The following is a 25,592-nucleotide window of genomic DNA, read 5'->3' as shown; positions in this document are numbered from 1 at the left end:
AGCGGCCGTTTTTGTATTCAGCAGGGTAATCAGCCTTTGGCTTTGGTTACTGCCACCATCGCTGGACGCAACAGGCGACCATTGAGGGTATAACCACGCTGCATCACCATCAGTACATGGTTCGGTGCCATGTCTTCTGATTCAATCATCGACATCGCCTGATGCACATCCGGGTTGAATGGCACGTTGGTTTCACCGACCACTTCAACACCATACTTACGCACGGCACCCAGCAGGGATTTCAGCGTCAGTTCGATGCCTTCAATCATCGAAGCCAGTTCGGTGTTCTCTTTATCAGCCACTTCCAGCGCGCGCTCGAGGCTATCAATCACCGGCAGCAGTTCGTTGGCAAATTTTTCCAGCGCAAATTTGTGCGCTTTTTCCACATCCATTTCGGTACGGCGACGGATGTTTTCAATCTCCGCCTGAGCGCGCAGCTGTGCTTCACGCACGCCGCCTTGCGACTGGGCTAATTCCGCTTCCAGTTGCGCGATACGCTCATCACGCGGATCCACCTCAGTTGCCGTCTCTGCGTCCACGTGCTGCTGATCCTGTTGAATTTCGTCTGAGACTTGCTCGTTAGGGGTGTTCTGTTCTTTACTACTCATGAATTTCTCCGCGTTTTGCACATTCATCTCGCTGGTTGGCTTATTATGGGGATCAGTTTGACGGTTTCAAGTGAACCCATCACATTGCCTGGCCGTTTTGGCTTATGAGGAACACGCGCTAAATGAACAAACACTTTAACTGCATTGGGATTGTCGGCCATCCGCGCCATCCTACTGCGTTAACCACCCATGAAATGCTCTGGCGCTGGCTGACAGCAAAAGGCTATGAGGTGATCGTCGAGCAGCAGATTGCGCGCGAACTGAACTTGAAAGATGTGGAAACCGGCAGCCTGGCGGAAATCGGCCAACGTGCCGATTTAGCCGTGGTAGTGGGCGGTGACGGCAATATGCTGGGCGCCGCGCGCGTGCTGGCACGTTATGACATCAAAGTGATTGGGATTAACCGCGGTAATCTCGGTTTTCTCACTGATCTCGATCCCGATAACGCACAGCAACAGCTGGATGATGTGCTGCAGGGCGAATACTTTGTTGAAAGCCGTTTCCTGCTGGAGGCGCAGGTGTGCAAAGAAGCGTGCTCGCCAAGGATTGGAAGCGCCATCAATGAAGTGGTACTGCACCCGGGCAAAGTCGCCCACATGATTGAATTTGAGGTGTATATCGATGAGGTTTTTGCCTTTTCCCAGCGTTCGGATGGGTTAATCATCTCCACGCCTACCGGCTCAACCGCCTATTCTCTCTCTGCGGGTGGCCCGATACTGACGCCATCGCTGGATGCCATCGCCATTGTGCCCATGTTCCCGCACACGCTTTCCGCACGTCCGCTGGTAATCAACAGCAGCAGCACCATTCGTCTGCGTTTTTCATCGTTGCGCAGCGATCTGGAAATCAGCTGCGATAGCCAGATTGCGCTGCCTATCCAGGAAGGGGAAGATGTGTTGATTCGCCGCAGCGCGCATCACCTCAACCTAATCCATCCTAAAAATTACAATTATTTTAATACCTTAAGCTCGAAACTCGGCTGGTCAAAAAAATTGTTCTGAAAATCACCGCCAGCCACTTTACTGTATAAAAAACCAGTTTATACTGTATGAAAAACCATATCTGTTTTTACATACAGGTGATTTCATGCTGGCACAACTGACCATCAGTAACTTTGCTATCGTTCGTGAACTGGAGATCGACTTTCACCGTGGGATGACAGCGATCACGGGGGAAACCGGCGCAGGTAAATCCATCGCAATTGATGCGCTGGGCCTGTGCCTGGGCGGCCGCTCTGAAGCAGATATGGTGCGTCAGGGGGCCAGTCGTGCCGATATCTGCGCGCGTTTCCAGCTCAAAGCTTCACCCTCCGCCCAGCGCTGGCTGGTGGAGAATCAGCTCGATGAAGGCAACGAATGCCTGCTGCGCCGCGTCATCAGCGCCGATGGCCGTTCCCGTGGCTTCATCAATGGCACTTCGGTGCCGCTGTCACAACTGCGTGAGCTGGGTCAGCTGCTGATTCAAATCCATGGTCAGCATGCGCACCAGCTGCTACTCAAGCCTGACCACCAAAAACATCTCTTGGATGCTTACGCGGCCCATGATGACCTGCTTGATGAGATGCGTCAGCACTACCAGCGCTGGCATCAAAGCTGTCGTGCGCTGGCTCAGCATCAACAGCTGTCGCAGGAGCGTGAAGCACGCCGTGAACTGCTGCAATATCAGCTGAAAGAACTTAATGAATTTGCCCCGCAGCCGGGCGAATTTGAGCAGATTGATGAAGAGTACAAACGCCTCGCCAACAGCGGACAACTGCTTTCTACCAGTCAGCAAGCCCTGCAAATTCTCGCCGATAGCGATGACACCAACCTGCATAGCCTGCTGTATAGCGCGCGCAATATGCTGGGCGAACTCGTGTCGCTGGATGACAAAGTGAGCGGCGTGCTCAATTTGCTGGAAGAGGCAGCGATTCAACTGAGCGAAGCCAGCGATGAGTTGCGCCACTATTGCGAACGTCTGGATCTCGATCCCAACCGTCTGCATGAACTGGAACAACGTCTGTCACGCCAGATTGCCCTCTCTCGTAAACATCATGTGTCGCCAGAGACGTTGCCGGTGCTGTATCAGCAGTTGCTGGACGAAGCAGAACAGCTCTCACAACAAGAGAGCGACCAGGAAACGTTGCAAAACGAAGTCGGTTCACACCATCTGGCGGCCGTCGCCTGCGCGGAAAAACTGCATCAATTGCGTCAACAGGCTGCGCATGAACTCAGCCAGCAGATCACCCAAAGCATGCGTACCCTGTCTATGCCGCACGGTCAGTTTGCCATTGAGCTGGAGTTCAAAGCCGATCAACTCACGGCAGATGGCGCCACACGCATCGATTTCCGTGTGACCACCAACCCTGGTCAGCCGTTACAACCGCTGGGCAAAGTGGCCTCGGGTGGTGAGCTTTCGCGTATTGCGCTGGCGATTCAGGTAATCACCGCTCAGAAAATGGAAACACCGGCCATGATCTTCGATGAAGTGGATGTCGGTATCAGCGGCCCAACCGCAGCGGTCGTCGGTCAGATGCTGCGCCAACTCGGTGAATCCACGCAGGTGATGTGTGTGACGCACTTGCCACAGGTTGCCGGTTGCGGACATCAGCACTTCTACGTCAGCAAAGAGACCGATGGCGAGATGACCGAAACCCACATGCAGCCGCTGGATAAACGCGCCCGCCTGCAGGAACTGGCTCGTTTGTTAGGCGGTAGCGAAGTCACGCGCAACACACTGGCCAATGCAAAAGAACTTTTAGCAGCCTGATTTCGCACTTTTTTCTGGCCCGGTGGTCATATGCTTGCTCTGTAGAGGTTTCCAATAGGACAAAGGTTTATTATCATCGGCAGTTATATCGCCATAATAAAGCCTGCCGTAAGCAGAGTTCAGAATTTGATGGCAACAAAACAGCCTGACAAAAGGCGTTTGGCCCCAGAAAAGGAATGTATAGATGCGCTGTAAAACGCTGACTGCCGCGGCAGTGGTAATGTTGATGATGACCGCCGGATGTTCCACCCTTGAGCGCGTTGTATATCGTCCGGATATCAATCAGGGCAATTACCTGGTCGCCAACGATGTTTCGAAGATTCACACCGGCATGACGCAGCAGCAGGTTGCCTACACTCTCGGCACACCGATGATGCACGATCCGTTTGGCAGCAATGTCTGGTATTACGTGTTCCGCCAGGAACCGGGCCATGAAGGCGTGAAGCAGCAAACCCTGACGCTGACCTTTGACAGCAACGGTACGCTGACCAACATTGATAACAAACCGAAACTCACTGGCAGTGAAGGCTAAGTGAGCGGCAACAAAAAAGGCGCTTAAGCGCCTTTTTTTGTGTCTGTCATTCCGCTACTTGTTGCTCGCCGAACGTTCTGCTCGCTGGCGACGCATCTCTTTGGGATCCGCAATCAGTGGACGATAAATCTCCACGCGGTCACCATCCTGAACGCCATCACCTAGCTTCACCGGCCGGCTAAAAATGCCCACCTTATTGCTTGCCAGATCGATGTCTTTGCGCAGTGATAACAAGCCCGAGGCTTTAATCGCCTGCTCGACGGTCGCGCCCTCTTCCAGCGTTACCGAACGCAGGTACTGCTTGTTGGGCAGCGCATAAACTACCTCAACGGTGATATCATGCACGGTAAACCTCTTTCGCGCGCTGACTGAACGCTTGCACCATACTGTTGGCCAGTTCTTTGAAAATACGACCGAACGCCATCTCCACCAACATATTGGTAAATTCGAAGTCGAGGCTCAGCTCAACTTTGCAGGCATCATCACCTAAAGACGTGAAGTGCCATCCACCGGTCAGCTTACGAAAAGGGCCATCAACCAGCTGCATTAAAATGCTCTGATTGCTGATCAACGTGTTGCGGGTAGTAAAGGTTTTACTGATGCCTGCTTTAGAGACATCTACCGCTGCCGTCATCTGATTTCCGCTATTATCCAATACGCGGCTGCCGGTGCAGCCCGGAAGAAACTGAGGATAAGCGTCCACATCATTCACGAGCTGGTACATCTGCTCAGCGCTATAGGGGACCAACGCCGAACGGCTAATCTGGGCCATAATGGTTCCTGTTCATCACAAAACCGTTGAATAATACCATTTTCGGACACCAAACAAAATTCACGGGTTTGCCAGCTGTGCTAAAATAGAGTGTTTTTTACCGCCCCCAGGACAGGGGGATGCGCCCACAGACTGAGTGATGTAGACTACGCCGCACTATGACAAAGAAAAAAGCTCACAAACCCGGTTCAGCCACTATTGCCCTCAACAAACGCGCTCGCCACGAATACTTCATTGAAGAAGAGTTCGAGGCAGGGATGTCGCTACAGGGATGGGAAGTTAAATCACTCCGCGCCGGTAAAGCCAACATCAGCGACAGCTACATTTTGCTGCGCGATGGCGAAGCCTATCTGTTCGGTTCCACCTTCCAGCCGCTGGCCGTTGCCTCTACACACGTGGTGTGTGACCCCACGCGCAGCCGCAAGCTGTTGCTGAAGCAGCGCGAACTCGATTCGCTTTACGGTCGTGTTAACCGCGAAGGTTTCACCGTGGTTGCACTGTCGATGTACTGGAAAAATGCCTGGGCCAAGCTGAAGATCGGCGTGGCGCGCGGTAAGAAAGAACACGACAAGCGTAACGATGTGAAAGATCGCGAATGGCAGATGGATAAAGCACGTATTATGAAGAATTCAAAGCGTTAAGCACTGGATTCAACCGTCACTTTTCTGTAGTATAAGAAGTTCTTGGGGCTGATTCTGGACTCGACGGGATTGTGAAGCCTTAGGTGCATGTCGAGGGGCGGTTTGCCTCGTTAAAAGCCGCAAAAAAATAGTCGCAAACGACGAAAACTACGCTTTAGCAGCTTAATAACCTGCCAAGAGCCCTCTCTCCCTAGCTTCCGCTCTTAAGACGGGGATCAAGAGAGGTCAAACCCAAAAGAGATCGTGTGGATGCCTTGCCTGGGGTTGAAGCACTAAATCTAATCAGGCTAGTTTGTCAGTGGCGTGTCTGTCCGCAGCTGGCCGGCGAATGTAAAGACTGACTAAGCATGTAGTACCGACGGTGTAGTAATTTCGGACGCGGGTTCAACTCCCGCCAGCTCCACCAAAATTCTTTCGCGGCGATACCAGAATCGTCCGCTGAAGTCCTGAAAGCCCGTAAGGTGAAAGCCTTACGGGCTTTTTTGTGCCAGTGGTTTTATGGGATGATGTAACTGGCCTCTGCAACTATCGATGCTTGTTTGGTTTTTCCCATGCAACTCACCATGTTCTTGATGCGGAAAGCCTAATAAATAAGGTATAAAGCCGCATGAAAATTCCAAACCGAATCCAACCGTTGGTCGATGATGGCCTGATCGACAATGTGCTGCAGCGTCTGAAAAGCGGCAAAGAAGCTGATGTTTACACTGTGATGTGCGGTGACAAAGTCCAATGCGCCAAAGTGTACAAAGAGGCTTCGCAACGCAGCTTTAAACAAGCCGTGCAGTATCAGGAGGGGCGTAAAGTTCGCAACTCCCGCAGTGCACGTGCGATGCAGAAAGGCTCCAAATTCGGCCGCAAGCAGCAAGAGGAAGTCTGGCATACCGCAGAAGTCGACGCGCTGTTCCGTCTTGCCAAAGCTGGCGTTCGCGTACCTGAGCCTTATATGTGTCTCGACGGCGTGCTACTGATGGAACTGGTTACGGATGCTGAAGGCGCCGTGGCACCCCGTCTCAGTGACGTGATTTTATCGGAACAGGAAGCACTGACTGATTTTGCGACGATGATTCGCAATATCGTACGTATGTTATGTGCCGGGATTGTGCATGGCGATCTGTCGGAATTTAACGTACTCCAGGATGAGCACGGTCCTGTGATCATCGATCTGCCTCAAGCAGTGGATGCCGCGGCCAATAACCACGCCGAATCGATGTTTGAGCGCGATGTGAACAACATCACCGCCTATTACGGTCAGTTCGCGCCACAGATTCTGGAAACGCGCTATGCCAAAGAGATCTGGCAGCTGTTCGAAGACGGCAAGTTAACACCTGAAAGCGCTTTGACCGGTCTGTTTGTAGAAGAAGTGCATGCTGTGGATATGGATTCATTGCTGGACGAAATTATCTCTGCTGAAGATGAGTATTACGACCGCCAGCGTGCCGCTAAAGAACGGGATGAAGAGTGATAAAGCCAGCATGCGGCTGGCTAATTACTGAGTGTAAACCTGCAACAATCGTTTAAGCTGTACTGCAACTCAATATGGGCGGTAATTCCCTTATACCGATTCGAAGCTTTTTCTTATCTCAGCTATCGCACTTTCCGAAAGCAAAAGCACAGATTTAAGGCTAACCTCAATTCGCTCAATGATCTCCTCTCGTGGCCCCATTCGCCATGCTTCGCTGGCGTAAAAATCCTCCAGCACAGATTCCAACTGTTCTTCGTTTTCAAAAGCGCGCATCAGAAAGTAACTATCGGCATCATGGCGAGAACAACCAAAAGCGATAATACGAATGCCCTGCCGGTTGTGAAGGGGAACGCTGGTATTACACATGATTTGATGGAAGGACTCACCAGTACCCGCTTTCAATCGGTATTGCAGGATTTCAACAGTCTTCACTTTTAACTCACCTCCTTGAGAATTTTTCTTACATTAATATGGACCTAAAATCTCCCATTTAACTCTCGTAGGTAAAGTGTTGCGTCTCTTTATCTGGGGTGAGTCACAACATTTAGCACCCAGAACAGCTTTTAGGCATGCGTAAGGTGACATGAACTGAAGTACACAATTTCCCCATCCTCCAAACCCGATGATTCAATTAAGGTTATTCCTGGAGCCAATTCTGGCAGAGCGTGCCATTGTTAACTACGCTCATAACTCACAGAGCGATTGATGAGGGAATATTCATGAAAAAGACAATTATCGCTGTATCTGCCCTGCTGCTGGCTTCTTCGGCGTTTGCCGCTACCACACATGCAACTGACGACACCGTCGCGAACGCGCAAGCGGGCGCAAACACCGCCAAAGAGAAGCTGCATCAGGCGCAGCATCAGGGCGAAGAGCAGAAGCTGAAAGCCAAGCATGCTGTTGAAGGTAAGAGCGACAGCACCAGCAGTAAAGTGAGCGAAGGCGCACAGAAAGGCTGGAACAAAACCAAAGAAGGCACTGAAAAAGGGTGGGATGCTACCAAAGAAGGTGCGACTAAAGGCTGGAATAAAACCAAAGAAGGTGCCAGCGATCTGAAGAAGAAAGTGACCGAATAACGTCTTCTGACAAAGTCCTGAAAGGCCGCGATTGCGGCCTTTTTCGTTTTTGCCGCTTTGCGTCCGACTCGATATCGACTTACACTTCGCCCAACACTCATTAACCATTTTTACTTATGTCTGACACCTTCAAACGCCAGCCCTTGCCTTTACCCAACGGTCACAACAAAGTGCTGTTGCACTCCTGCTGCGCCCCTTGCTCGGGTGAGGTGATGGAAGCGATGCTGGCTTCCGGTATCGATTACACCATCTTCTTTTACAACCCAAACATTCATCCGCTGAAAGAGTACGAACTGCGTAAAGAGGAGAATATCCGCTTTGCTGAGCAGTTCGGTGTGCCTTTCGTGGATGCCGATTACGATAAAGATAACTGGTTTGATCGAGCTCGCGGCATGGAGTGGGAACCGGAGCGAGGCATCCGTTGCACCATGTGTTTCGACATGCGCTTTGAACGCACTGCGCTGTATGCCCATGAACATGGCTTCCCGGTGATCACCAGTTCCCTGGGCATTTCGCGCTGGAAGGATATGAAGCAGATTAATGACTGCGGCGTGCGTGCGGCAGCGCACTATCCCGACATGCTGTATTGGGAGTTTAACTGGCGTAAAGGCGGTGGATCATCACGCATGATCGAGATCAGCAAGCGCGAGCGTTTCTATCAGCAGGAGTATTGCGGCTGCATCTACTCGCTGCGCGACAGCAACCGCCATCGCGTGGCCAGTGGGCGTGAACGTATCGAGATTGGTGTGCAGTACTACCAGCCAGACGAATAAAGAAGTCGCCTGCTGGCAGCGGTCAGCAGGCGCTTACTATCACCAGGCTAACTGCTTGCCGCTGTAATCGATATAGTGGTGCCCGCCCTGCCCGACAAAGCGATCCAGTTGCGCCACTAACCCTTGAGCACTTTCGACCGCCGTAATATCCGCATCATCCCCGCCCATATCGGTTTTGACCCAGCCCGGATGCAATGAGAGCAAAGTTGTGCCCCGCGTAGACATCTGCTGAACCAGAGCGCGGCTGAGCATATTCAACGCCACTTTACTGGCAGAGTAATAGGGTCGAATCGCTTCGGCATTTTCCGTCAGGCTGCCGAGACGCGATGTCGTGATGCCAAGCACGCCCTGTTTTTCCGACAGCAAGGGTAACAGGCCTTCAGCCATACGCACCGGTGCAACACTGTTGGTCATAAACAGTTGCATTAACTCTTCATCACTGGTGGCAATCAACTCCATCGAATCTGGGCCGAGAATACCCGCATTGATCAGCGCCCGATCAAACTGCTCACCCTTGAGTTGCGAGAGTAGCTGTTCACGCTGAGTGGCAACGGTAATATCCAATGGTAGCCAATGCAGCTTTTCATGCTGATATGAAACGGCAGTGCTGCGATAGGTGGCGGTGACGTCCCAACCGTCAGCAAGCAGTTGCTGCACGACGGCTAATCCAATCCCCTTTGAAGCACCGATAATTAACGCACGTTTTGAATAGCTCATTTGTCCCTTCCCGCAGTTTAAAGACGAAAAGGGCAGGATAACCTGCCCCTGGTTGACTAACGAAACAGCAACGTTAGCACGACGATGACCACCATCATGATCAGCAGATGGCACACCACTTTATTAAGATTCCGATTCCGCATAGCGCCTCCATGGAGTCAGAACCACTGGCCGAAGCGTTTGATGTAGAGCATTTTCATGCCCTGCGCGACCACGCAGTAACCTAACAACGTCGCAACCAGCCATGGGAAATAAGCCCACGGCAACGGCGTCAATCCCACCATTTGCCCCAATGGGGAGAATGGCAGCAGGATGCCTGCAATCATCACACATGCCGTGGTCAGCAGTACCGGTAACGCGGCGCGGCTCTGGATGAAAGGAATTTTCTGGGTGCGCAGCATGTGCACTACCAGCGTCTGTGACAGCAATCCTTCTACAAACCAACCGGACTGGAACAGTGACTGCATTTCCGGCGTATTCGCGGCAAATACGTACCACATCACAGCAAACGTCGTGATATCAAAGGTTGATGATGTTGGCCCAATCCACAGCATAAAGCGTTTGATATTGCGCGCGTCCCATTTGCGCGGTTTGCGCAGGAACTCACGGTCCATTTTGTCCCATGGCAATGCCAGTTGAGACAGGTCATACATCAGGTTCTGAATCAGCAGATGAATCGCCAGCATCGGCAGGAACGGAATAAAGGCGCTCGCTACCAGCACAGAGAACACGTTGCCGAAGTTGGAACTGGCCGTCATGTTCAGATACTTGATGATGTTGCCGAAGGTCTCACGACCTTTCATCACCCCCTCTTCCAGCACCATCAGATCCTTTTCCAGCAGGATGATGTCAGAAGACTCTTTGGCGATGTCCGCTGCGCTATCCACTGAAATCCCGACATCGGCATCACGCAGGGCTGGCGCATCATTAATCCCATCGCCGAGGAAACCGACGGTGTGCCCTTGCTGCTGCAATGCACGCAAGATGCGAGATTTCTGCAGCGGTGTCAGTTTGGCGAACACCGCGCTGTGTGCTGCCGCCTCCGCCAATTGTTCGTCACTCATCATCGCAATCTGATCGCCTGTCACGATCTCGCCGCTATCAATGCCCACCTGCTGGCAAATCCGTGCAGTGACCACCGGGTTATCGCCGGTCAGCACTTTGACGCTCACGCCATTGTCACGCAGCGCGGTAATGGCTTTGGCGGCACTCTCTTTGGGTGGATCAAGGAAAGTGAGCAGCCCTTCCACAGTTAACCCTTGTTCATCTGCGACGCTCAGCGCCTGCTGCAAGCCCGGCTCCTCCAGCACACGGCTCGCCACCAGCAGGACGCGGAAGCCCTGCTCATTATATTGATGTGCCAGCGCCAGCAACTCTGCGCGGCGTTTTTCGTCGAGCGGCTGAATCAGTTTTCCTTCACGCTCAGCCGTAGCGATGCTCAGCATCTCTTCTACGGCACCTTTGCAGATCAGCATCTGTTGATTGAGCCGGCGATCGCGCACCACCACCGATACACGGCGACGCACAAAATCAAACGGCAGCTCATCCACTTTGGCGTAATAGTCACCCATGTCCGCCGTCACACGATCTTTGCCGTAACGCAGAATGGCGCGATCCATCAGATTCGGCGTGCTGCTCTGATAGTGGCTGTTGAGCCAGCTCAGCATCAGTACGCGCGAATTTTCTACTCCAGCGCAATCCAGATGGTGCTCAAGAATGATGTTGTCCTGGGTCAGCGTGCCGGTTTTATCGGTACACAGGATGTCCATCGCGCCGAGGTTTTGAATCGCGTTCAGTCGTTTGACAATCACTTTGCGGCGCGACATGGCAATCGCACCTTTTGCCAGGTTGGAACTGACAATCATCGGCAGCATTTCCGGGGTCAGACCCACCGCCACTGCCAGCGCAAACAGCGAGGCATCCAGCCAGTCACCTTTGGTTAACCCGTTGATCAACAGCACGACCGGTACCATCACCAGCATAAAGCGGATCAGCAGCCAGCTGACGCTGTGCACGCCACGATCAAAAGCAGTTTGCGAGCGATTACCGACAATCGATTTCGCCAGGCTGCCAAAGTAGGTTTCGCCGCCGGTTGCCACTACCACGGCTTTGGCGCTGCCGCTGGAGACGTTAGTGCCCATCAGACACACGCTGCCGAGTTCCAGCAGTGAAGCCCCGTGATCGCTCGCTCCCGCGCCTTTGCTGGTGACGTGGCCCGTAACGTCATATTTCTCAACGGGCAGTGATTCACCGGTCAGGATCGCCTGGCTGATAAACAGATCACGCGAATCCAGCAAACGGACGTCAGCAGGCACCAGATCGCCAGCAGACAGATAGATAATGTCTCCGGGGACTAAAGTGGCAATATCCACTTCCTGTTTAGCCGGGGGCTGTTGGGCAGATTCCCGACGCAGCACGGTGGCAGTGGTGCGCACCATGGATTTCAACGCCTGCGCGGCTTTATTGGTGCGGAACTCCTGCCAGAAGCGCAGCAAACCGCTGAGCGTTACCATCGTCACAATGATGATGACACCAGTCAGGTCGGTCTCCTCGCCTTTACGTAATGGCAGCAGGTAGTCAGTGAAAAAACTCACCGCTGCCAGCGCCATTAATACGTAGATGAACGGGTTATTGAATGCCTGGATCAGCTGAATCAGCGCGTGTGGTGCTTTATCATGCGCCACTTGATTACGGCCATAGACTTCCAGACGCGCTTCGGCTTCGCGTTCGCTCAGGCCCAGCGCATCACTGCGCAGGCGAACCAGGGTTTCATCGGCGGTGAAACCGGCTTCATCTTCAATCAGATAGCGCGGCGTTTTCTGACGCTGCGGGCGTGCGTTGCTCCAGGATTTTTTTTCCTGGTTGAGTTTCATGTCAGTCATGATGACATTCCTCTATTTATTACGGCAATAACAGTCCCTGTGCGGGGAGCACATTAACGGGGATAATTTAAATTAACGACGATGCGTTAGTTGATTAAAAATAACCTATCGGGAATTTCCATATTACCTCCCGTAAATAAAAGACGAAGAAATTCGCTCGTTAAAATAACGAGAAATAGCGATGACGATGTCAATGATGCCGCAGAGAGCGATCTTCAGTCAGTCCAGATTTGCCAGTTAGCCTGACTATGGACGTGCTGAAACGCGCCATAACAGCGGTTAATTCTGCACGCTGAAGATCAGCGCGCGCATCGAGGCGGAGGAAAAAGTGCGTTTAAAATCATGTGCATGATGAAATCCCCACGGATATCTATCCGCTACTATCGTTAAAAGGGAACAATCATCAGAAAGGAGAGAGGATTGCTGCCCGCCGTGTTGGCAAGCAGCGACAAAAGAATTCGCGCGTCAGCTTGCCTTGTGTTGCCATCTAAAAGGGTGACTGTCCAACTGAATTCTCCTGTTTGAAGTTGGCGCCATTATATTCCTGAAGACTTCGAAGTAAAGTTAATTATTTCCGTTCAGCAACGAGTTTAAATTCCGTTGTGATTTGGTTGATGAAAGGACAAAAATTAGCGAGTCTGTAGCACTGCGCGGCACGATAACAATAACAGTATATTTAACAGGCTTATAACCAATCCGCCGCGCTTAGAACCGTAAAGCATATGCATAGCCATAAATTGACTATTCTTCATTACGGCGCTCTCGTAAACTCGCGTTACTTTTTTAAGGCAAGGAAACAACATGAAAAAAATCATTCCCTCACTGCTGGCGTTATCGCTGGTAGCCGCCTTCTCCTCTCAGGCCGCAACACCAAAAGATACGCTGGTGATTGCGCAGTCGACTGATGATGCTGATAGCTTTGATCCGGCGCAGGGCTTTGAACTCACCACGGTGCAAGCGTTTACTAACATCTATCAACGTCTGGTCCAGTCAGACCCGACCAATCCCACCGATTTGAAGCCAACGCTGGCAACCTCATGGACGCCAGGCAGTGACAATCGCAGTCTGACTTTTGAACTGCGTAAAGGCGCGCAATTCGCTAGCGGCAATCCGCTGCGTCCGGAAGATGTGATCTTCTCTCTGGGCCGTGTGGTGAAACTGAATCTCGATCCTTCTTTTATTCTGACGCAGCTCGGCTGGAATAAAGACAACGTCGATACCTTCCTGAAGAAAGTCGATGACAACCACGTACAGATCAGCTGGAGCGCCAACGTCAGCCCGGCCTATGTGCTGAGCCTGCTGTCTGCGCCGGTCTCTTCGATTGTGGATGAGAAAACCGCGCAGGCGAATGCCAAAAATGGTGACTTCGGCCATGCATGGTTAGGCACCAACTCAGCCGGTAGCGGCCCGTATCAGATCCGTAAAGTGGTGCTGCATGAAGTGGTGCTGCTGACCGCCAACCCGACGTCACCGGCTGGCGCTCCGAAGCTGAAAAACATTCTGATCAAGAACGTGCCGGAGCCAGCTGCCCGTCGTCTGCTGCTGGAGCAGGGCGATGTGGATATCGCACGTAACCTCGGTGCTGACCAAATCGCAGCGCTGAAAGGCAAAGCAGGCGTGAAGACCGAAGCGATTCCGATGGCCTCGCTCTACTACATCCAGTTCAACGTGGGTGAAAATCCAGTGCTGAAGAATCCAGCCCTGTGGGAAGCCGCTCGTTACCTGTTCGACTATAAAGGTATTGCCAACGACCTGCTGAAAGGCCAGTTCGAAGTGCACCAGACCTTCCTGCCAAAAGGTTTCCTCGGCGCGTTGAATGACACGCCGTACAGCTACGATCCGGAAAAAGCCAAGGCGATTCTGAAGAAAGCCGGCCTGACCAACGTCAGCTTTAAACTCTCCACCAGCAATCAGCCGCCGTATCTGGATATTGCGCAAGCCTTGCAGGGCAGCTTTGCTAAAGGTGGCGTGAAGGTAGAAGTGCAGCCGGGTCTGAGTTCTGAAGTCTCTACCCGCGTGAAAGCGCATCAGTACGAAGCCACGCTGAACGCCTGGGGCGCGGACTACTTCGATCCGAATACCAACGCCGCCTCCTTTGCTTATAACCCTGAAGATGGCAGTAAAACCATTGCTTACCGTTCAGACTGGCATATTCCAGAGCTGAGCAAACAGACGCTGGCCGCCACCGCCGAAGCGGACAGTAACAAGCGTGTTGAACTGTACCAGGCGATGCAGCGTGAAGTACTGAAGAACTCGCCATACGTGATCGGCTTGCAGGCCCGCAACCTGATTGCGCTGCGCGATAACCTGAAAGGCTATGTACAGGGGATTAACCCAGACATGGTGTATTACTCGCAGGTTTCTAAGTAATGGCAGTGTCTGCTTCACAGGCCGGGTTCGCCCGGCCACTCTGGCAACGTTTTAGCCGTCTGGTCACCAGCCTGTTATCGCTGCTGGTGACGCTGATCGGTTTGTTAGCGTTCACTTTCATGTTGTCGCACCTGTCACCGGTTGATCCGGTGCAGCAAATCGCCGGTGACCATGCCAGCGAGGCAACTTACGCTCAGGTGCGCCACGACCTCGGACTCGACCAGCCCGTCTTAGTCCAGTTCTGGCGTTATATCAGCCATCTGGCGCAGGGTAATTTAGGACTCTCGCATCTGACCAATCAGCCCGTCAGTGCGGATTTGATGCGCACCTTCCCCGCCACCATTGAACTCGCCACCTGCGCAATGATCTTTGCTGCCGTGTTTGGCATCACATTAGCCTTGCTGGCCGCGTGGAAGCCGGGCAGCGTGATCGATAACGTGGCGCGCTTTATCTCGCTGCTCGGCTATTCCGTTCCGGTATTCTGGCTGGGCCTGCTCGGTCTGCTGCTGTTTTACGCCGTGCTGCACTGGTCTGCCGGGCCGGGACAGTTGGATGATATCTGGATCTACACGCTGGAGCCGAAAACCGGCTTTGTGCTGATTGATAGCTGGCTGTCAGGCGACCCGGAGATGTTCCGCAATGCGATTGCGCACCTGTGGCTGCCGGTGGTGATTCTTGGCCTGTTAGCGATGGCCGGTATTACACGCTTATTGCGTGCCGCGCTGTTAGAAGAGAGCAGCAAAGAGTATGTGATTCTGGCGCGCGCCAAAGGCGCAGGGCGGACTCGCATCCTGCTGCGTCATATCTTCCCCAACGTGCTGGGGACGCTGATCACGGTCATCGCCCTCTCCTACGCCACCCTGCTGGAAGGCTCGGTGTTAACGGAAACGGTCTTCGCCTGGCCAGGTGTCGGACGTTATATGACCAACGCGCTATTTTCCTCTGATACACCAGCGATTCTCGGCTCAACCCTGCTGATAGGCAGCTGCTTTATTCTGCTCAACGCCGTGGCCGATGCCCTCACCTGGTTAACCGATCCGAGAACCCGATGACTCAACAACTCTCTGAACTGGAGACAGTTCGTCCGCGCCGCCGCCGTGCGCGTGTGACTTCACTGACCATCGGCCTGACGCTGGTGGTGATCGTGGTGGCAATGGCACTGTTCGCCCCACTGCTGGCACCGTTTGATCCTAACGCCCAGGTGATCGCCCAACGCTTACAAGCCCCTTCTGCGCTGCACTGGTTCGGTACCGATGGCTTTGGCCGCGATTTATTGTCACGCGTGATCTACGGTGCGCGTCCTACGCTGCTGCTGGTGTCACTGATTCTGGTGCTGACCATACCGGTTGGTCTGCTGGTCGGCATTACCGCTGGCTACGTTGGCGGCTGGACCGAGCGCGTGCTGATGCGCATCACGGATATCTTCCTGTCGCTGCCGAATCTGGTGATTGCTTTGGCGCTGGTGGCGATGCTCGGTCCGGGATTGATGAACGGTGCGCTGGCGCTGGCATTAACCAGCTGGCCGCCGTTTGCCCGTCAGGCACGTGCGGAAACCCTGGCACTGCGCCGCAGTGATTATCTGGCTGCCGCACGCATGCAGGGCATTACCGGTTTGCGTTTGATGTTCGGGCACATTTTGCCGCTGTGTTTGCCAACCGCCGTGGTGCGCGCGGCGCTGAGCCTCGGCGGCATCATTCTCTCCGCTGCGGGCCTCGGCTTCCTTGGCATGGGCGTGCAGCCGCCAACAGCCGAATGGGGTTCGATGGTAGCGGAAGGCAGTAAAGTGATCTTCGACCAATGGTGGGTGGCCGCCGCACCGGGTGGCGCGATTCTGTTCGCCAGCCTGGCGTTTAACCTGACAGGCGATGGCCTGCGCGACCGACTGGATACCCGTCATGCCAAATGATCTGTTAATTGATGCCCAGGGGCTGTCCATCCGCAGTGAAGGTACGCTGTTAGTGGATAACATCGCCTTCAAGATTGGCCGTGAACGCGTGGCGCTGGTGGGTGAGTCGGGTTCGGGCAAATCACTGACCGCCCGCTCTCTGATGGGGCTGCTCTCTCCTTCATTGCAGTTGCAGGCCGAACGCTTACAGGTGGTGGGTGCCGATGCGCTCAGCCTGCGCGAACGTGACTGGATCGCCCTGCGCGGCGGTAAAGTCGCGATGGTGATGCAGGACCCCAAATACGCCCTTAATCCAACACGTACCATTGGCTGGCAGGTCGAAGAGCCACTGGTGCTGCACCGCAAACTGAGCCGTGCTGAGCGCAAAGAGAAAGTGTGCGAGATGCTGGATGCGGTCGGTCTGCCGGATCCCCGTCAGTTGATGAAGCGTTATCCGCATCAGCTCTCTGGCGGTATGGGACAGCGCGTGATGCTGGCGATTGCATTGATCACCGATCCTGAACTGCTGATTGCCGATGAACCGACCTCGGCGCTCGATCATGCAATGCGCGATCAGGTGCTGGCACTGATTCGTCGTTTGGTGGAGCAGCGTAATATGGGCTTGCTGCTGATCAGCCACGATCTGCAGCAAGTGTCAGAGCACTGCGATCGCGTGATGGTGATGTACAAAGGTCGCCTGCTGGACACGCTGCCTGCGGCCCAACTCGCCAATGCGACTCACCCTTACACGCGCACGCTGTGGGCGTGTCGTCCCAGCAAAGCGACGCACGGTGAACGCTTGCCAGTGCTGGATCGCGCTGCGCTGGAGGCAGACCATGATTGAGTTAAACAATCTGAGCGTGTCGCACAAGCAGGGCTATGAGCTGCGCACCGTGGTGCATGACGTCTCTTTGCAGGTGGCCGCGGGCGAGTGTTTTGGCCTGGTCGGGCCATCGGGCTGCGGCAAGTCATCGCTGCTGTGGGTGATGGCCGGTTTGAACCCGTTCTGGAGCGGCAGCATGCAACTGGCCGGCACCGATGTGCAGCCAGGTAAAGCCTTTACCGGCCCGCTGCGTCGTGATGTGCAGATGGTGTTTCAGGATCCCTATGCCTCACTGCATCCACGCCATCGTCTGCGCCGTACGCTGGCCGAACCGTTGAAGATGCTGAAGCGCGATAATATCGACGATCGTATCAACGACGGTTTTCGCCATGTCGGTTTGGATCCAGCGCTGGCGGATCGTTATCCGCATCAGCTGTCCGGCGGCCAGCGTCAGCGCGTGGCGATTGTGCGCGCCCTGCTGCTGGAGCCGAAGATCCTGTTGCTGGATGAGCCAACCTCGGCGTTAGATATGTCGGTGCAGGCGGAAATCCTCAACCTGCTGAATGATTTAAAGCAGAATGATGGATTGACCATGGTGCTGGTGAGTCACGATCCTGATGTGATCGATCATATGTGCGATCGTGCAGCGCATATGGCACTGGGACGGATTGTAGGGTAAGACGTTAAGCAAAATCGTAGCGGTGCGATAAATTGCGCCGCTACACATTTGAGTCCTTCAATGCGCCATCGCCTGCATCGTTTCACTGCGAATCGACTCGGTCACTTCGGCCTTCAACGCCATAAACTCCGGTGAGGTTTTAATGGTGTAATCACGTCCTTGATTGAAATTCACCGCCACCTCCTGCTTGATGCGACCCGGCCGGGCGCTGAAAATCGCCACCTTGTTGGCCATAAAAATCGCTTCATCAATGTCGTGCGTCACGAACAATACAGTTTTGCGCGACTGCTCCCATACCGATAGCAACAGCTCCTGCATCATCACACGCGTCTGATTATCCAGTGCGCCAAAAGGCTCATCCATCAGCAGCACCTTGGGATCGTTGGCCAGCGCACGGGCAATCGCGGTGCGTTGCTGCATGCCGCCTGAGAGCTGGCGCGGATAGTGTTGAGCAAAACCACGTAATCCCACCTGCTGAATGTAATAATCGCTGCGCTCTTTCTGCTGGGCTGCACTGATACCGCGCTCCTGCAAGCCAAAGCGAATGTTCTCTTCCACCGTCAGCCACGGGAACAGTGTGTAGCTCTGGAACACCATGCCACGATCGGCACCCGGTCCTTCTACGCTTTTACCGTCCAGCCAGATTTCTCCACGCGTGGGCGTGTCCAGTCCGGCGATGATGCGCAGCAGTGTGGATTTCCCACAGCCCGAGGGGCCGAGAATGGTGATGAAATCATTCTCTTCCACCTGATAATGAATCGGCTGTAGCGCCTGAGTTTGCTCGCCTTTGGGGCCGGTAAAAATGCGCTCGACACCGCGCACGTTGAGTTTGCTGTGTTTCATTACAGAGTGCTCCATGCAAACAAGCGCCGGTTAAGCACTTTGAACAGATAATCAGAGATCAAGCCAATACAGCCGATAACGATGATGCCGAAAATGATCTGCCCGGTATTCAGTAACGCCTGGCTATCGACGATCATATGGCCGATGCCGCTTTCCGATCCGATCAGTTCGGCGACAATGACGTATGTCCACGCCCAGCCAAGCACCAGACGTAACAATTCGGCAATGCCCGGTGCCGCGCCGGGGATCAGCACACGACGCACGATCGAGCGGTTGCTGCATCCTAACGTGTACGCCGCCTCCACCAAATCGCGACGGGCACCGCTCACCGTTACCGCCACCATCAATACGATTTGGAAGAAGGAGCCGATAAAGATCACCAGGATCTTCTGGGTTTCACCGATACCGGCCCACAGAATCAGCAAGGGTACGAAAGCCGAAGCCGGTAAATACCGGCAAAAGGAGACGAAGGGTTCGAGAAAGGCTTCCCAGGTTTTGTAGGCGCCCATCATGATGCCCAGCGGCACACCTATCACGGCCGCCAGCAGGAAGCCCGACAGTACCCGCATCACCGTCATGCCAATATCCAGCGAGAAGTTGTACTCGGTGAACAACACCACGCCTTGTTGCAGCATGGTCAACGGATCGGCGAGGAAAGTGGGCGACACCATGCCGCCCAGCGTCACCAGCGTCCACACCGCGATAAACAGCACAAAGAACGCCACGCCGAGCGCAATACGTAACCGCAGCGAAATCGCTTTCAACGGCACCATTAACGGATTGTGCCAGCGCTGTGGCGCATCCGGCAGCGCGGCTGGCGGAGTGACGGGTTGGCTTTTACTCATCTCCATCTCCTTTCTCCTGCTTTACTGTACGAAGCTGGCGTCGTACAAACTCTTCACATCTGGCATTTTCTTGATCACGCCCGCACTCAGCAGCAGTTTGCCTGCTTCATCACTGAAGGTTTCAATTTCGCCATTGAAGAATTTCTTGTTCTCCTCCGGCCCTTGCCAGCGCAAGTAACTAGCCGACTCGGCAAACTCTTTTCCCGTCGACTTCACCGCTGCACCCATGATCTCATTGGACTTGTCCGGCTGCTGTTTGATCATCTCCAGCGCATCGTAATAGCTGGCCACCAGCGCTTTTGCGGCATCAGGGTGTGCTTTCAGGAAGGTAGGCGTGCAACCCAGCGTATCCATCACCATCGGGTAATCCAGCGTGGTGGCGAGGATCTTGCCGGCTTTAGGCTGATTGCGGATCACCGAGAGATAAGGTTCATAGGTCACCGCCGCATCGTTTTGACCCGCCGCAAAAGATTGAGCCGCCGCCTGAGGTGCCATGGTTGCCAGACGCACGTCTTTCATCGTCATGCCGTTTTTATCCAGCATCCAGGCGAGCAGGAAATACGGTGAGGTGCCGGGCGCATCCACCGCGATGGTTTTGCCTTTGAGATCTTTGATGCTGGTGATGTCACTGCGGGCGGCAAGGCCATCAGCACCATATGATTTGTCCAGCTGAACGATCTGCTTGATCGGTACACCTGCCGCGTTCCAGGAGATGTAGGTTTCCACCGTAGTCGCTGCACACTGAATGGTGCCGGAAGCCACCGCCAGATGTCGGCTGCTCTGCGGAATCATCTTCACATCGACATCAAGGCCGTGCTTTTTAAAGATCCCGGCTTTATCAGCCAGCGTCAGTGGGGCAAATCCGGTCCAGCCGGAAATACCGATAGCGACTTTGGTGTCGGCTGCCTGTGCGGCTAAAGCACTGGCGCACAGGACTGCGGCGGTTAATGCACGAACAACGTGTTTCACTGGCTTGCCCATCTTCCACTCCTGATAAAGGTGATGAAAAACAACGGTTGTATAGTCTTATCTATACAAGCCAAGCAATGGCTGTGCCAGATTGTGAAAACCCATTGTGATGGGGAAATGAGGTGGAGATCGCGCACTGAATCGGTGCAGAAATCCTCTGCTGGAGATCACACTGGTGCGAAAGCAACCTTTGGCGGATGGCGCTATACTCACGCCAGTTTTTCAACAGAAGGAACACCGTATGACGGTGAAATTGCGTCCGCTTGAGCGAGAAGATCTGCACTTTGTGCACCAATTGGATAACAACGCCAGCGTGATGCGTTATTGGTTTGAGGAGCCGTACGAAGCCTTTGTTGAGCTGTCGGATCTTTATGACAAACACATTCACGATCAAACCGAGCGCCGCTTTGTTGTCGAACATGACGGGCAAAAAGCGGGCTTGGTGGAGCTGGTTGAGATCAACCATGTGCATCGCCGGGCTGAGTTTCAGATCATTATCGATCCGGGACATCAGGGCAAAGGTTTAGCCAGCCAGGCAGCAAAGTTAGCGATGGATTACGGTTTTTCGGTGCTGAATCTCTACAAACTCTACCTGATTGTTGATCAGGAGAATGAGAAAGCGATTCACATCTACACCAAGCTGGGATTTGAAGTGGAAGGCGTGCTGAAGCACGAATTTTTCATCAATGGTGAATATCGCAATACCATTCGGATGTGCATTTTCCAGCAGCAGTATCTGGCACAGCATAAATCCGGTCATGCGATGGTGAAGCCGACAGCGCAGTAAGACTTGTGTGGTCTTTAACCCCATGCGCATGGGGTTAAAGAGCCACTCGCCGGCTTAAGTGAGCGGCATGTTGCCATTTCTGCCGCCCTCCGACCTTAACCGCCGCGCGCGCCCACCACGTTGAGACGCGGCTGCGGATGTTCGGGTTTTAGGTCGTACATGCCGCCATAGAACGGATCCACCAGCAGCCAGCCGGGGAAGCCCAGTAACGGGATGTTGCCTAACAGATACCACAAGTTGGCACTGGCCTCGATCGGCAGCGTCACCGGTACATAGCCCGGACTCTCCAGCATCACCTGATAATGCTTCTTACCAAAGTAATTGCCGGTGGATTTTGCCAGCTCGACGGTTTGTGGCGTGTAGCCCTGCGCCACCGCGCGGCCCGTCTCATCCTGTACGGTGAAACGGGCACCTTGCGGGACAGAATCGATTTTTACCGGCTGCGTTTCCGTGCCGACAATGGTGGCACAGCCGCTCAGCAGCAATGCAGTGGCAGGAAGAAGATGTCGCAGGTTCATGGCAGGTCCGCAATAGAATCAGATAGGACAGTCTAAACTGCCCTATCGCGCTTTTCACTCGCCTCAATCGCGCTATCAGTGCTGCTTTTCTGGTCTTTATTGCGGTTGACAACAGGCGGCAATCGCCGCGATATCCTGTGGCGTGGTGCGGCAACAGCCACCAATCAGCCGCGCGCCCGCTTGCTGCCACTCAGGGAATTTATCGTGCAGCGTGCAGCCCGACGGTGCCGAGTGCCAGGTTTTGCTGCTGGCATCATACTGTTCGCCTGAGTTGGGATAGACCAGCAGCGGCCTGGCACACAGTGCCTGCAGGGCTTGCAGCGCCGGTGTCACGCTCTCCAGCGCCACACAGTTGATGCCCATCGCCACCACCTGCGGTGCGTTATTCACCAAATCGGCGACCTGGCTCAGCAGCGTACCGTCGCTGATGTGTTGCGCATCACGCAGCGTGAAGGAGAACCATGCGCTGCTGTCCGGAAACTCTGCCAGCAAACTCACCAGCGCCTGCGCTTCAGCAAACGACGGCAGGGTTTCACACGCCAGCAAATCCACGCCCGCGTCCAACAGCGCCTTGATGCGTGGGCGATGGAAATCTTTCATCTCCGCTTCTGGCAGGGCGTAATCACCGCGATACTCAGCACCATTAGCAAGATAAGCGCCATAAGGCCCAACGGAGCCGGCCACCAGCAAAGCGGCTTCACTGCCTGATGCCGCACGATAATCATCACGCGCACGCTGTGCCAGCTTCACACTTTGCGTAATCAATTCCAGCGCCTGCGCCTCATCCAGTCCCCGCGCCGCAAAGCCTTGCGGTGTGGCCTGATAGCTGGCGGTGATCGCCACATTGGCTCCAGCAGCAAAATAGTCGTAATGCACCTGATAAATCAGCTCAGGATTTTCCATCAGCACTTTGGCAGACCACAACGCATCGGCGAGATTGCAGCCGCGCGCCTCCAGTTCGGTGGCCAGCGCACCATCCAGAATCAGTGTGTCGTGTTGAGTTAACGCTTCTGCGACAGGATTACGCGACATCATTGGCCTCCCCGGCCTTCAGGTTACGTCGATGCGTGACATGGTATGCGGCATAGCAGAACAGCACAAATGGAATGCCGCACCACAGCGCAATACGCTGTGAAGGATCGAAGGCCAGCCCCACACACGCCAGCAGGCACAGCAGGAAACCGAGAATCGGCGTTAAAGGATAGAGTGGCGCGCGATAGGCGAGTTGTTGCAGCGAACCGCCTGCGGCCAGATGGCGACGACGGAACACATAGTGCGAGGCACAGATACTCAGCCACACCGCCACCACCGCAAAACCTGAAATGGCTGACAGCGCCACAAACACGGTATCCGGCGCGATCACGCTGGAAAACAGCGCCAGCAAGCCACCGATCATACTGACGGTGATCGCCAGCACCGGTATCCCACGGCGGTTCACCTGGGCGAAACAGCGCGGCAACGTGTTCTCATTCGCCAGTGACCACAGCATCCTGCCCGATGCATACAGCCCCGAGTTGGCGGCGGAAAGGATCGCCGTCAGGATCACGAAATTGAAGATATCAGCCGCATAGGGAATGCCGATCTTCTCGAACACCAGCACAAACGGGCTTTTGACGATGCCGGCCTGATCCATCGGGATCAACGCCGCCAGCACAAATACTGTACCAATAAAGAAGATAATCAATCGTGCTACGGTGGTGCGAATTGCCAGCGGCAGGGCTTTCTGCGGCTGCTCGGTTTCACCGGCGGCGATACCTATCAACTCTGTGCCGGAAAAGGCAAAGTTCACTGCCACCATGGTCATCAAAATGGGCAAGGTGCCGTGCGGTAACCACCCTGAAGCCGTCAGGTTACTTAATCCCGGTGCGGCACTGCCATCCTTCATCGGGATAAAGCCAAACATCGCGCCTGCGCCAAGAATGATAAAGGCAATGATGGTGACCACTTTGATGATAGAGAACCAGAACTCCCCTTCCGCGAAGAAACGCGTGGAGACGATATTCAGCAGATAGATGGCGATGCAGAACACCAGGCACCATAACCACACGGGCGTGGTGGGGAACCAATACTGCATGCAGAAACCAGCGGCTGTCAGGCTGGAGCCAAGCGCCACCGTCCACGTCAGCCAATAGAGCCATGCCACGGTGTAGCCGGTTGCCGGGCTGAGATAGCGCGCGGCGTAGACATGAAACGCGCCGGTTTCCGGCATCGCCACGGCCAATTCCCCCAGGCACACCATCACCAGCCACACCACCAGCGCCCCGATCAGATACGCCAGCAGCGTGCCCGCTGCGCCGGTGGTCGAGATGATATAGCCGGTGTTAAAGAAGAGTCCGGTACCAATCACGCCGCCGAGTGACAGCATCACCAGATGCCGCACTTTCATGGTGCGCTTAAAGTTTTCCTGCGAAGAAGTATCCTGCGTTTGCATTATTTTTATCCGTATGGACGTCTGAACATCTATATGGACACAGGGTTATACGCGCCAGCGTAGCAATTTGCAACGTGGCAAAGGGTAAGGGTTTTAAATATCGAGGGGTGGCCCCGCGTCAACGGGGCACAACATCAGGCGCCAAATACGCCTTGCAGATAGCGCTCAAGCGCAATACGCGAGCTAAAACCGTGCGGAATACCGTAGTGTTCCTGGGATTCACCCATCAGATAAAGCGGGAACTGCGTGTAGTGATCGCAGGTTTTCATTTCTGAGGCGGGCTCGGCAAAGTGCTGACTTTTCTCTTTCAGCGTGGGGTGAATGATCAATGCGGTGCGGCCCATGCGCGCTTCGCGATTGACGTAGACATAGCTTTCACCACGACGATAACCGTAGATTTTCGGCGTCAGGGCGTCCATTTCGAACCCTGCCTTTTCCAGTACGCGCGCTACCTCATCCGGACGTAAATACATGCTTGCTCCTCTCTTCTCACAGCCCCGCAACCTTACAACAGCCCGAGATACAGGACATTCGGAATTTCCCTAAAGCCTGGCATACGCCTGCGTTTAGTCACGTTTCGTCTACACTAAGTATTACTTGTTAAATCAAAGGGAGCGAAAAAATGTTTAATCGCGTAAGCAAAAACGATGACATTGATATTAATCAGGATGTGAATGAGCTGGCAGATTCGCTCGAAGCATTACTTAAATCTTACGGCAGCGAAGCCAAAGACGAAGTAGACAGCGCGCGCAGCAAAGCGCAGTCGCTGTTAAAACAGACTCGCGCAAAACTGAATAACGGTAACAGCCGTGTTTCTCAGGCAGCGCGTGACGCCAGCTATCAGGTTGATGCCTATGTGCATGATAAACCCTGGCATGGCGCAGGTGTCGGTGCAGCTGTGGGTCTGGTGCTTGGGGCACTGTTGATGTCACGCCGTTAACCGCCACTGGCGTTTAAAGAGAGCCTCGCGATTGCGGGGCTTTTTTATGCCTGTAGTGAATGAATACGCACAAAATTTGACCTAAATTTCACGCCCTGCGCCTTTACAAAAAAAATTTCGGGCCTGGAAGGCGCATGATCTCTGGTGTTAGCGATTATCCGAAGATCAAAATAACAAAACCCTATATCTGGTGGGCTTGACCACCGTGAGCACTACATCTAGTATTCAACCCATCAACTCGCTACCAGATGTCGTCAAGGACGAAGTTCGCTGCAAATAGGATTTTGCTTC

General features: G+C 54.0%; 27 protein-coding genes and 1 other RNA gene. 15 read left to right on the top strand and 13 right to left on the bottom strand.

The window, feature by feature from the left end; translation table 11 throughout:
* Positions 1–29 precede the first annotated feature (29 nt).
* Positions 30–608: a nucleotide exchange factor GrpE gene (gene grpE, locus VI01_RS15720; protein WP_038645340.1), complete on the bottom strand. Its 579-nt coding sequence runs from the start codon at positions 606–608 to the stop codon at positions 30–32.
* 122 nt (positions 609–730) lie between these two features.
* Here grpE and nadK point away from each other — a divergent pair, with 122 nt between their 5' ends.
* From nadK to bamE, 3 genes are all read left to right on the top strand, one after another.
* A complete protein-coding gene (gene nadK, locus VI01_RS15715) occupies positions 731–1,609 on the top strand; it encodes an NAD(+) kinase (RefSeq protein ID WP_034825588.1) in 879 nt (292 codons plus the stop codon).
* An 85-nt stretch (positions 1,610–1,694) separates the two neighbouring features.
* Positions 1,695–3,356 carry a DNA repair protein RecN gene (recN, locus tag VI01_RS15710; protein WP_045815857.1) on the top strand — a complete coding sequence of 554 codons (1,662 nt, stop codon included), beginning with the start codon at positions 1,695–1,697 and terminating at the stop codon, positions 3,354–3,356.
* Between the two features lie 184 nt (positions 3,357–3,540).
* Entirely contained in the window at positions 3,541–3,888 is a 348-nt protein-coding gene (gene bamE, locus VI01_RS15705; RefSeq protein ID WP_038645338.1) for an outer membrane protein assembly factor BamE, read from the top strand.
* A 54-nt stretch (positions 3,889–3,942) separates the two neighbouring features.
* Here bamE and VI01_RS15700 read toward each other — a convergent pair whose 3' ends face one another.
* Both VI01_RS15700 and VI01_RS15695 read right to left on the bottom strand, forming a co-directional pair.
* Complete coding sequence (locus VI01_RS15700) at positions 3,943–4,233, bottom strand: RnfH family protein (RefSeq protein WP_045815856.1); 291 nt, start codon at positions 4,231–4,233, stop codon at positions 3,943–3,945.
* Positions 4,226–4,660 carry a type II toxin-antitoxin system RatA family toxin gene (locus VI01_RS15695; protein ID WP_034825580.1) on the bottom strand — a complete coding sequence of 145 codons (435 nt, stop codon included), beginning with the start codon at positions 4,658–4,660 and terminating at the stop codon, positions 4,226–4,228. The genes VI01_RS15700 and VI01_RS15695 overlap by 8 nt, the downstream gene beginning before the upstream one ends.
* Before the next feature lie 158 nt (positions 4,661–4,818).
* Here VI01_RS15695 and smpB point away from each other — a divergent pair, with 158 nt between their 5' ends.
* The 3 genes from smpB (at position 4,819) to VI01_RS15685 (ending at position 6,763) form a co-directional block, all read left to right on the top strand.
* Positions 4,819–5,301 carry an SsrA-binding protein SmpB gene (gene smpB / locus VI01_RS15690; protein ID WP_034825578.1) on the top strand — a complete coding sequence of 161 codons (483 nt, stop codon included), beginning with the start codon at positions 4,819–4,821 and terminating at the stop codon, positions 5,299–5,301.
* A 44-nt stretch (positions 5,302–5,345) separates the two neighbouring features.
* Positions 5,346–5,707, top strand: a transfer-messenger RNA (tmRNA) gene (ssrA, locus tag VI01_RS24985).
* A gap of 201 nt (positions 5,708–5,908) precedes the next feature.
* Entirely contained in the window at positions 5,909–6,763 is an 855-nt protein-coding gene (locus VI01_RS15685) for a PA4780 family RIO1-like protein kinase (RefSeq protein WP_045815855.1), read from the top strand.
* A 90-nt stretch (positions 6,764–6,853) separates the two neighbouring features.
* On the opposite strand, the gene VI01_RS15680 is transcribed toward VI01_RS15685, so the two are convergent.
* The gene (locus tag VI01_RS15680) at positions 6,854–7,195 is read right to left on the bottom strand and encodes an NIPSNAP family containing protein (RefSeq protein ID WP_045815854.1); all 342 of its coding nucleotides are present in this window, start codon (positions 7,193–7,195) and stop codon (positions 6,854–6,856) included.
* A 287-nt stretch (positions 7,196–7,482) separates the two neighbouring features.
* Between VI01_RS15680 and VI01_RS15675 the strand changes: the two genes are divergently transcribed.
* Both VI01_RS15675 and VI01_RS15670 read left to right on the top strand, forming a co-directional pair.
* Positions 7,483–7,839 carry a hypothetical protein gene (locus VI01_RS15675; protein WP_038645311.1) on the top strand — a complete coding sequence of 119 codons (357 nt, stop codon included), beginning with the start codon at positions 7,483–7,485 and terminating at the stop codon, positions 7,837–7,839.
* Positions 7,840–7,955: 116 nt separating this feature from the next.
* Entirely contained in the window at positions 7,956–8,612 is a 657-nt protein-coding gene (locus VI01_RS15670; RefSeq protein ID WP_038645309.1) for an epoxyqueuosine reductase QueH, read from the top strand.
* A gap of 39 nt (positions 8,613–8,651) precedes the next feature.
* Here VI01_RS15670 and VI01_RS15665 read toward each other — a convergent pair whose 3' ends face one another.
* A complete protein-coding gene (locus tag VI01_RS15665) occupies positions 8,652–9,329 on the bottom strand; it encodes an SDR family oxidoreductase (RefSeq protein ID WP_045815853.1) in 678 nt (225 codons plus the stop codon).
* Between the two features lie 158 nt (positions 9,330–9,487).
* Entirely contained in the window at positions 9,488–12,211 is a 2,724-nt protein-coding gene (gene mgtA, locus VI01_RS15660) for a magnesium-translocating P-type ATPase (protein WP_045815852.1), read from the bottom strand.
* Between the two features lie 801 nt (positions 12,212–13,012).
* Here mgtA and VI01_RS15655 point away from each other — a divergent pair.
* Genes VI01_RS15655 through VI01_RS15635 form a run of 5 tightly spaced genes read left to right on the top strand, consistent with a single transcriptional unit; the run spans position 13,013 to position 17,968 of the window.
* The gene (locus VI01_RS15655; protein WP_045815851.1) at positions 13,013–14,581 is read left to right on the top strand and encodes an ABC transporter substrate-binding protein; all 1,569 of its coding nucleotides are present in this window, start codon (positions 13,013–13,015) and stop codon (positions 14,579–14,581) included.
* The gene (locus tag VI01_RS15650; RefSeq protein ID WP_034825508.1) at positions 14,581–15,633 is read left to right on the top strand and encodes an ABC transporter permease; all 1,053 of its coding nucleotides are present in this window, start codon (positions 14,581–14,583) and stop codon (positions 15,631–15,633) included. The genes VI01_RS15655 and VI01_RS15650 overlap by 1 nt, the downstream gene beginning before the upstream one ends.
* Positions 15,630–16,487, top strand: a complete 858-nt coding sequence (locus VI01_RS15645; RefSeq protein ID WP_034825506.1) for an ABC transporter permease — start codon at positions 15,630–15,632, stop codon at positions 16,485–16,487. Before VI01_RS15650 ends, VI01_RS15645 begins: the two co-directional genes overlap by 4 nt.
* Entirely contained in the window at positions 16,477–17,310 is an 834-nt protein-coding gene (locus VI01_RS15640; protein WP_045815850.1) for an ABC transporter ATP-binding protein, read from the top strand. Before VI01_RS15645 ends, VI01_RS15640 begins: the two co-directional genes overlap by 11 nt.
* Positions 17,303–17,968 carry an ABC transporter ATP-binding protein gene (locus VI01_RS15635; RefSeq protein ID WP_045815849.1) on the top strand — a complete coding sequence of 222 codons (666 nt, stop codon included), beginning with the start codon at positions 17,303–17,305 and terminating at the stop codon, positions 17,966–17,968. The genes VI01_RS15640 and VI01_RS15635 overlap by 8 nt, the downstream gene beginning before the upstream one ends.
* Before the next feature lie 57 nt (positions 17,969–18,025).
* On the opposite strand, the gene VI01_RS15630 is transcribed toward VI01_RS15635, so the two are convergent.
* The 3 genes from VI01_RS15630 to VI01_RS15620 are packed head-to-tail and all read right to left on the bottom strand — an operon-like array spanning position 18,026 to position 20,637.
* Positions 18,026–18,811 (bottom strand): ABC transporter ATP-binding protein, encoded by a 786-nt coding sequence (locus tag VI01_RS15630; protein WP_045815848.1) that lies wholly within the window; start codon positions 18,809–18,811, stop codon positions 18,026–18,028.
* On the bottom strand, positions 18,811–19,656 hold the full coding sequence (locus VI01_RS15625; protein ID WP_045815867.1) for an ABC transporter permease: 846 nt from the start codon (positions 19,654–19,656) through the stop codon (positions 18,811–18,813). The genes VI01_RS15630 and VI01_RS15625 overlap by 1 nt, the downstream gene beginning before the upstream one ends.
* Before the next feature lie 21 nt (positions 19,657–19,677).
* Complete coding sequence (locus VI01_RS15620) at positions 19,678–20,637, bottom strand: ABC transporter substrate-binding protein (RefSeq protein WP_156149369.1); 960 nt, start codon at positions 20,635–20,637, stop codon at positions 19,678–19,680.
* A gap of 229 nt (positions 20,638–20,866) precedes the next feature.
* Here VI01_RS15620 and speG point away from each other — a divergent pair, with 229 nt between their 5' ends.
* Positions 20,867–21,412, top strand: a complete 546-nt coding sequence (speG, locus tag VI01_RS15615) for a spermidine N1-acetyltransferase (protein WP_034825496.1) — start codon at positions 20,867–20,869, stop codon at positions 21,410–21,412.
* A 95-nt stretch (positions 21,413–21,507) separates the two neighbouring features.
* Here the strand turns inward: speG and VI01_RS15610 are convergent, their stop codons facing one another.
* The 4 genes from VI01_RS15610 to VI01_RS15595 form a co-directional block, all read right to left on the bottom strand.
* Positions 21,508–21,930 carry a hypothetical protein gene (locus VI01_RS15610; RefSeq protein ID WP_038645291.1) on the bottom strand — a complete coding sequence of 141 codons (423 nt, stop codon included), beginning with the start codon at positions 21,928–21,930 and terminating at the stop codon, positions 21,508–21,510.
* Positions 21,931–22,026: 96 nt separating this feature from the next.
* Positions 22,027–22,962: a homocysteine S-methyltransferase gene (gene mmuM / locus VI01_RS15605; RefSeq protein ID WP_045815847.1), complete on the bottom strand. Its 936-nt coding sequence runs from the start codon at positions 22,960–22,962 to the stop codon at positions 22,027–22,029.
* Entirely contained in the window at positions 22,952–24,361 is a 1,410-nt protein-coding gene (gene mmuP / locus VI01_RS15600; RefSeq protein WP_045815846.1) for an S-methylmethionine permease, read from the bottom strand. Before mmuP ends, mmuM begins: the two co-directional genes overlap by 11 nt.
* 134 nt (positions 24,362–24,495) lie before the next feature.
* Positions 24,496–24,834 (bottom strand): DUF2002 family protein, encoded by a 339-nt coding sequence (locus VI01_RS15595; RefSeq protein WP_038645285.1) that lies wholly within the window; start codon positions 24,832–24,834, stop codon positions 24,496–24,498.
* A gap of 149 nt (positions 24,835–24,983) precedes the next feature.
* On the opposite strand from VI01_RS15595, the gene VI01_RS15590 reads away from it, so the two are divergent.
* Positions 24,984–25,301, top strand: a complete 318-nt coding sequence (locus VI01_RS15590) for a DUF883 family protein (protein ID WP_045815845.1) — start codon at positions 24,984–24,986, stop codon at positions 25,299–25,301.
* Positions 25,302–25,592 lie beyond the last annotated feature (291 nt).

This window comes from Pantoea sp. SM3 (assembly GCF_000963995.1).
In the GTDB taxonomy this organism is placed as follows: Bacteria; Pseudomonadota; Gammaproteobacteria; order Enterobacterales; family Enterobacteriaceae; genus Pantoea; species Pantoea rwandensis_B.
Note: the sequence above shows the minus strand (reverse complement) of the source record. Positions and strands in the feature narration are given on the sequence as shown.

Coding starts and splice junctions, on each gene's coding strand:
- speG (WP_034825496.1), top strand. CDS start 20,867: ATGACGGTGAAATTGCGTCCGCTTGAGCGAGAAGATCTGCACTTTGTG.
- VI01_RS15630 (WP_045815848.1), bottom strand. CDS start 18,811: ATGAAACACAGCAAACTCAACGTGCGCGGTGTCGAGCGCATTTTTACC.
- VI01_RS15675 (WP_038645311.1), top strand. CDS start 7,483: ATGAAAAAGACAATTATCGCTGTATCTGCCCTGCTGCTGGCTTCTTCG.
- VI01_RS15685 (WP_045815855.1), top strand. CDS start 5,909: ATGAAAATTCCAAACCGAATCCAACCGTTGGTCGATGATGGCCTGATC.
- VI01_RS15665 (WP_045815853.1), bottom strand. CDS start 9,329: ATGAGCTATTCAAAACGTGCGTTAATTATCGGTGCTTCAAAGGGGATT.
- mgtA (WP_045815852.1), bottom strand. CDS start 12,211: ATGACTGACATGAAACTCAACCAGGAAAAAAAATCCTGGAGCAACGCA.
- recN (WP_045815857.1), top strand. CDS start 1,695: ATGCTGGCACAACTGACCATCAGTAACTTTGCTATCGTTCGTGAACTG.
- VI01_RS15655 (WP_045815851.1), top strand. CDS start 13,013: ATGAAAAAAATCATTCCCTCACTGCTGGCGTTATCGCTGGTAGCCGCC.
- VI01_RS15595 (WP_038645285.1), bottom strand. CDS start 24,834: ATGTATTTACGTCCGGATGAGGTAGCGCGCGTACTGGAAAAGGCAGGG.
- mmuP (WP_045815846.1), bottom strand. CDS start 24,361: ATGCAAACGCAGGATACTTCTTCGCAGGAAAACTTTAAGCGCACCATG.
- VI01_RS15635 (WP_045815849.1), top strand. CDS start 17,303: ATGATTGAGTTAAACAATCTGAGCGTGTCGCACAAGCAGGGCTATGAG.
- VI01_RS15625 (WP_045815867.1), bottom strand. CDS start 19,656: ATGAGTAAAAGCCAACCCGTCACTCCGCCAGCCGCGCTGCCGGATGCG.
- VI01_RS15620 (WP_156149369.1), bottom strand. CDS start 20,637: ATGGGCAAGCCAGTGAAACACGTTGTTCGTGCATTAACCGCCGCAGTC.
- VI01_RS15610 (WP_038645291.1), bottom strand. CDS start 21,930: ATGAACCTGCGACATCTTCTTCCTGCCACTGCATTGCTGCTGAGCGGC.
- bamE (WP_038645338.1), top strand. CDS start 3,541: ATGCGCTGTAAAACGCTGACTGCCGCGGCAGTGGTAATGTTGATGATG.
- nadK (WP_034825588.1), top strand. CDS start 731: ATGAACAAACACTTTAACTGCATTGGGATTGTCGGCCATCCGCGCCAT.
- smpB (WP_034825578.1), top strand. CDS start 4,819: ATGACAAAGAAAAAAGCTCACAAACCCGGTTCAGCCACTATTGCCCTC.
- mmuM (WP_045815847.1), bottom strand. CDS start 22,962: ATGTCGCGTAATCCTGTCGCAGAAGCGTTAACTCAACACGACACACTG.
- grpE (WP_038645340.1), bottom strand. CDS start 608: ATGAGTAGTAAAGAACAGAACACCCCTAACGAGCAAGTCTCAGACGAA.
- VI01_RS15640 (WP_045815850.1), top strand. CDS start 16,477: ATGCCAAATGATCTGTTAATTGATGCCCAGGGGCTGTCCATCCGCAGT.
- VI01_RS15670 (WP_038645309.1), top strand. CDS start 7,956: ATGTCTGACACCTTCAAACGCCAGCCCTTGCCTTTACCCAACGGTCAC.
- VI01_RS15650 (WP_034825508.1), top strand. CDS start 14,581: ATGGCAGTGTCTGCTTCACAGGCCGGGTTCGCCCGGCCACTCTGGCAA.
- VI01_RS15645 (WP_034825506.1), top strand. CDS start 15,630: ATGACTCAACAACTCTCTGAACTGGAGACAGTTCGTCCGCGCCGCCGC.
- VI01_RS15695 (WP_034825580.1), bottom strand. CDS start 4,660: ATGGCCCAGATTAGCCGTTCGGCGTTGGTCCCCTATAGCGCTGAGCAG.
- VI01_RS15590 (WP_045815845.1), top strand. CDS start 24,984: ATGTTTAATCGCGTAAGCAAAAACGATGACATTGATATTAATCAGGAT.